The following is a 5,669-nucleotide window of genomic DNA, read 5'->3' as shown; positions in this document are numbered from 1 at the left end:
CCTACAAAAGCAATAGATGGTATAAAATCGTCGAATACGCTAAAAATGCCGCTTGACGGAAATCTGTCGTGCACCCGTAGCTTTCTGCCAAAGAGGGATGGATATGTGGCATATCGCTGCTCATACGTGCGGCCAATGGCAAGCTATAGCAGAAGGAAGCGCCCCCATCGGGGTTGTTGTTTGCCCAAATCCGGCCATTCATTTTTTCAATCATCTCGTGGCAGATAATTAGCGCTAGGCCAGAGCCTCCACTCGCCCTATCAGACCGTTCTTTATCAAACAAGTGGGGCAATAGGTTTGCGGGGATCCCGCTACCAGAGTCTGCAACACGCACAATCGCATCGTTTCCTTCTTCATCTTCAACGACAGAAACCACGATTCTTCCCCCATTGGGGGTATGGCGGAGTGCGTTGCTGAGGATATTGCGATTCACGAACAGGAGCATCTCGCTTTGGGCGAGCGCATCGACTGCGCCCGGGATAAAGTCCATCACAACAATACCTTTCTGATCGGCCACCACCTGGTTATATGCTAGCGCCGCCAGCATAACTTCCTTGAGGTTCACCCTCGATGGTTTATAGGCCAACCCCACCGTGTTCAGTTTCATCCAATGTACCAGACCGTCCATCGCTTGCAAACTTGTTCGGGCATTCTGGCTAACCTGATCGAAAACGTACTGCCGCTGCGAATCGCTCATGCGCTCCACTATGCCACCTTCGCCCAGCATCAACATAGACGATAGCGGCTGCCGCAGGTCATGCGAAATGATCGAAATCAGCTTCTGATGAAACGCATTATTGTCTTCAAGCTGTTTATACTGTTCCTCCAATCGGACATTGATTTCTTTTTGGCGCGAAGCCAGTCGGCGCTTATTGCGGTATAGTCGAAAAATGAGCAAGGAGAATCCAATGGCCAGTAAACAGGTAATCCCGAGGGATACCGCCAACATCCTCCGGGATTGCAAGCGGGCCTGGTCGGCAGCTACCTGCTGTTCCTTAAGTGCCAATTGGAGAAAATCCATCCCTGTTTTCTGGCTCTCGATTTCCTTCTCTCGACTGATTTCCAGCAGCTTACGGCTATACGCGTTCGCCTGTGGCGGCAGAGGCTGCATCTCCGCCAACGCCCGATAGGCTTGGGACATCGTTTGGAAATGAAGACCCTCGTAACCCGTTCTTTCCGCTAGTTCAATGGCTTGATCGAAATACCAGACCGCGCTGTCTACCGCTACCGGCAGGAACATATTGGCAAGCTCCATGTATGCCAGTGCAGTGAAATATTCGTATCCGGCTTTCTTTGTTTCATCAATAATGGAACGCTGCGCCGGGATGACTTCATCGGGGGAAACCCCACGCCGGAAACGGGTAGCGTTTCGCGTTAACCGTGCGATGACCAAAAACCGTTGGTTTCCCTGCTCTTCGGCCAGCCGCTCTGCCTCATCAATTAAGGGGGTTATGTTGGCCTGCTGCGACATAAACGATTGTGCCATTGCGAAGTTTAGCAACACCAAGGGCCGGATGGAGTCCTGTACCAGGTGCTCACTCAGTTCATAAGCCTTGCGGTACTGCGCGAACGACTGATCCAGTTTTCCTTCGAAACTCAGCAGCACACCAATGTTCATGGTCACCTCACAGATTTTCGGCTTATTTTTCAATCGTTCGAAAAGTGTGAGGGACTCATTGATGTATTTATAGGCGAGGTAGGGATTGGCCTTTTCTAGGTAATAGAAGGCGAGTACGTTGAGGGCTTCGGCCTCGCCTTCTTTATCATTGATGCGCTTGGCGAGGTCGAGTGCACGTGCTCCGAAATAGTAACACGAATCTAATGACCTATTGGAGTACAGCATGCCCAGCCGTGCGTAGAGCGCAGCTCGCTCTGTACTGTCACGTAGGGCAGGGATGCGCGCCTTGAGTGCGGTGATATCTTTGATTTGAGCAACCAATGGGCAACTCAGCATGACCATCACTGGCACAGCACACGCTAGCTTTAGCACTAAGCGTTTCATTTACAGCGCCAAATATAGAAAATAGTTTAAAAATAAAAACATTTACATTTGTTTACAGCACTTTTTTGCCGAAATCGGGGAAAATCCTGCTTCTATATCATGCTTTTAGGCGAAAAAGCTAAAGGAACCTATAGATTTAGCTAATCGTACGCTCCAATTGCCAAATTAGCAGACAAATTCCGCTCAATAGCACGTTGGGGTTCCTGAGCGAGCAACATAAAGGCAATGCATAGTCTATAAACTAAAAACACCCGCCGTGTAGCAGGTGTTTTTGTGGGAGCAACAGGATTCGAACCTGTGACCCTCTGCTTGTAAGGCAGATGCTCTGAACCAGCTGAGCTATGCTCCCTCATTTGGGTCTGCAAATATAGCGCAGTTTAGCGATATACAAAATTATTTTTTTCATTTTTTTGCCAGCCCATACTTATAGTTGTAGTTTTACGGTTTAAATTCAGAGAGTCCATATGAAGCATGCGCGCATATTAATCGTTGACGATGATTCCGATGTATTAACCGCTGTACGCCTACTACTCAAACAGCACGTTGCAGCGGTTATCACCGAGCACAACCCCGAGCAGATTCCCGCGGCACTTTCAAAAGAAAAGCCCGATCTGGTATTGCTGGACATGAACTTCAAAAGCACCATCAATACGGGCAACGAAGGGCTCTATTGGCTCAACCGGATAAAATCAATCAGGCCTGAGCTCCCTGTAGTGATGATTACCGCATATGGCGCCATCGACCTGGCCGTAACGTCGCTTAAGCAAGGGGCAGCAGACTTCGTGGTAAAGCCCTGGCAAAACGAGCAACTAATCGGTGTCATTACCGACTTACTATCGACGAAAGAACGAAAAAAAACAAGTGAAAATACCACAGGGACCGATCTGGAGTTTATCGGAGCGTCTACAGTTATGCAAGACCTACGCTATAAAATCGGCAAAATAGCCCCCACCGACGCCAATATCCTTATACTGGGCGAAAATGGAACGGGCAAGGACCTCATCGCCACAGCCATTCATAAACAGTCAAACCGGGCCGACAAACCGTTCGTCAAAGTAGATGTTGGTGCGCTGACGGAAAGTTTGTTTGAAAGCGAACTCTTCGGACATAAGAAAGGGGCCTTTACCGATGCCCGCGAAGACCGTATGGGCCGGTTTGAGGCAGCCAATGGAGGCACGCTTTTCCTCGATGAGATCGGCAATATCTCACTCCAGCAGCAGGCCAAACTCTTAAGTGTGCTCCAGAATAGGCAGGTGATCCCGCTAGGCAGTAATACTCCCATTCCTGTGGATATCCGCTTGGTTTGTGCAACGAATGTTCCGCTGGCCGACCTAGCCAATGAAAACCGCTTCCGCAAGGACCTTATTTATCGCATTAACACCGTGGACCTACAGGTGCCACCCCTACGGGACCGTGGGGATGATACCCTTCGCATCGCCCGGCACTTCCTCCGCAAGTACGGACAGAAGTATATGAAACCTGCGGCCGATTTCGATAAGCGGGCGGAACAGAAGCTCCTCGATTACCATTACCCCGGAAACGTCCGCGAACTCCAATACAGCATCGAACGAGCCGTCATCATGACAGAAGATGAAGTGCTGGGAGCACAAGACCTTATCTTTTCGCCCATTGAACAGGTACCTCCTCCCACTCAAGGCAACCGTACCAGCGCCGATCGGCACAACCTTGTGGAGCTCGAGCGCACCACCATTGCCAATGTGGTTGAAAAACACGGCGGCAACATCAGCAAAGCTGCCAAAGAGCTGGGCATTACCCGTACCGCCTTGTACAGGCGGTTAAGCAAATATGATATCTAACCATGCGACGGTTCAGGCGGTTGCTTTTTTTCCGGGCCGTATTGCTCGCCGTCACATTGACCGGCCTTGCCTATTTATTATTCAAGGCGCAATATACCTACGCTGCGTTATTAGTACCCTTTTGCATCTGGCTATTGGCTCTTAATTTCCGTTCTCAGCTACGTGCATACCGCGAACTGGAAGAGTTTGCGGAAGCAGCGCGCTACCGGGATTTCACCCGCCATTTCCCGCTGAGCCACGCCCGGGCGGAGTTGCTCCCCCTTCGTAGTGCGTTTAATGAAATCAACGGTGTTTTCAAGAAAATAAGCGGCGAACGCGAAACGCAGTACCAATACCTGCATCAGATACTGGAAATCGTTGATACCGCTATCCTTTCCTACGACACTGAAACGCACGAAGTGATGTGGATGAACGAGGCGTTCAAAAAACTATTCGGCATCCCCTATTTGCATCGGTTTGAAGGTTTGCAGAAGAAAAATGAAGACCTCTATCAGAAATCCATGCAGTTGGTCCCCGGCGAACAGACCTTGCTCAGCGTAAACTCGGCAAAGGGCAATATTAAGTTACTACTCACAGCCAGCTACTTTCAAACACCGGAAGGCAAGTTCCAGCTTATCGTCTACCAAAATGTCAATGAGGCCATTGACGAAACGGAAGCAAAGGCTTGGCAAAAGTTGCTCAGCGTGCTTACCCATGAAATCATGAATTCCATTGCACCGATATCATCCCTCGCTGACACGCTGAAAGGCCGTCTAGCTACCCTGCCCAATAGCGAAGAGATGGAAGATATACGGTTGGGTACCGAAACGATCAAACGACGCAGCGAGGGACTGCTCAAATTTGCCGGCACCTACCGGTCGCTCAATAAGATCGAGCGGCCGAACGTGAGCACCGTACGGGCTACCGACCTGTTTGAAAACCTGTACCAGCTCATGGAGCCCTCTGTCATCCAGAAAAACATTGAGTTGGATATTATCCTCAAAGACACCCAGTTGGTATTGGAGCTGGACATCAACCTCATTGAACAAGTACTGATTAACCTGCTGCTCAACGCTATGGAAGCTGTGAAGGAAGTAGCGGAACCCCACATCTTCCTTTCGGCTTCGGCAACCGATGGCAAGCCTAAAATACAAGTAACCGACAACGGGAGAGGTATTCCCACTGATTTGCTCGAAAACATTTTTATTCCGTTCTTTACCACCCGCAAATCGGGAAGCGGCGTGGGGCTCACACTGAGCAAGCAGATTATGTTGCTGCATGGCGGAAATATACTTGTGCGCAGTGAAGAGGGCAAGGGCAGTGTATTTACCCTCCAGTTTTAAAAGTTGGACATGAAGATATTGATGGTATGTTTGGGCAATATCTGCCGATCGCCACTGGCACACGGTGTATTGCAACATTTCGCGAATCGAAAAGGACTGGCGTGGACAGTCGGTTCTGCCGGCACTGGAAACTGGCACGTGGGCGCCCCACCTGACCACCGGTCCATTGCAATAGCCAAGGAATATGGCGTGGATATCAGTGAGCAACGTGCCCAGCAGTTCGACAGCCACCATTTTGATGAGTATGACCATATACTGGTAATGGATCGCGAAAACCTGCGCAATGTATTGGCCAAAGCCAAAACCCCTGAGCACCGCACTCGCGTTCAGCTGTTCCTGCCCGACGGGGAGGTACCCGACCCCTATTTCGACGACGGCCTTTTTGACCCCGTATATCAACTGGTGGCTACGCGATGTGAGGAACTGGTAAGAGAATGGAGCAAAAATAAGCAATCGAGTAGGAGGAAAATAGAATAGTTTTCCTCCTATTCTATTTTCCGACCTCTCACACCACCCGGCATACCGTTC

4 protein-coding genes and 1 tRNA gene are annotated in these 5,669 nt (G+C 49.9%); 3 read left to right on the top strand and 2 right to left on the bottom strand.

What is annotated here, in order from left to right; genetic code table 11:
* Position 1 precedes the first annotated feature (1 nt).
* On the bottom strand, positions 2-2,002 hold the full coding sequence (locus tag ACEVG1_RS20895; RefSeq protein ID WP_374745676.1) for an ATP-binding protein: 2,001 nt from the start codon (positions 2,000-2,002) through the stop codon (positions 2-4).
* Between the two features lie 274 nt (positions 2,003-2,276).
* Positions 2,277-2,351 (bottom strand) — tRNA-Val (locus ACEVG1_RS20890).
* A gap of 115 nt (positions 2,352-2,466) precedes the next feature.
* On the opposite strand from ACEVG1_RS20890, the gene ACEVG1_RS20885 reads away from it, so the two are divergent.
* From ACEVG1_RS20885 to ACEVG1_RS20875, 3 genes are read left to right on the top strand one after another with little or no spacing between them, the layout of a single operon-like run.
* Positions 2,467-3,819, top strand: a complete 1,353-nt coding sequence (locus tag ACEVG1_RS20885) for a sigma-54-dependent transcriptional regulator (protein WP_374745675.1) — start codon at positions 2,467-2,469, stop codon at positions 3,817-3,819.
* Between the two features lie 2 nt (positions 3,820-3,821).
* On the top strand, positions 3,822-5,141 hold the full coding sequence (locus ACEVG1_RS20880; protein ID WP_374745674.1) for a PAS domain-containing sensor histidine kinase: 1,320 nt from the start codon (positions 3,822-3,824) through the stop codon (positions 5,139-5,141).
* A gap of 9 nt (positions 5,142-5,150) precedes the next feature.
* The gene (locus ACEVG1_RS20875; RefSeq protein ID WP_374745673.1) at positions 5,151-5,618 is read left to right on the top strand and encodes a low molecular weight protein-tyrosine-phosphatase; all 468 of its coding nucleotides are present in this window, start codon (positions 5,151-5,153) and stop codon (positions 5,616-5,618) included.
* Positions 5,619-5,669 lie beyond the last annotated feature (51 nt).

This window comes from Parapedobacter sp. 2B3 (assembly GCF_041925275.1).
Taxonomy (GTDB): domain Bacteria; phylum Bacteroidota; class Bacteroidia; order Sphingobacteriales; family Sphingobacteriaceae; genus Parapedobacter; species Parapedobacter pyrenivorans_A.
Note: the sequence above shows the minus strand (reverse complement) of the source record. Positions and strands in the feature narration are given on the sequence as shown.

Bases quoted from the DNA above. Each gene is read 5' to 3' on its own strand.
- ACEVG1_RS20895 (WP_374745676.1), bottom strand. From the start codon at position 2,002: ATGAAACGCTTAGTGCTAAAGCTAGCGTGTGCTGTGCCAGTGATGGTC.
- ACEVG1_RS20885 (WP_374745675.1), top strand. From the start codon at position 2,467: ATGAAGCATGCGCGCATATTAATCGTTGACGATGATTCCGATGTATTA.
- ACEVG1_RS20880 (WP_374745674.1), top strand. From the start codon at position 3,822: ATGCGACGGTTCAGGCGGTTGCTTTTTTTCCGGGCCGTATTGCTCGCC.
- ACEVG1_RS20875 (WP_374745673.1), top strand. From the start codon at position 5,151: ATGAAGATATTGATGGTATGTTTGGGCAATATCTGCCGATCGCCACTG.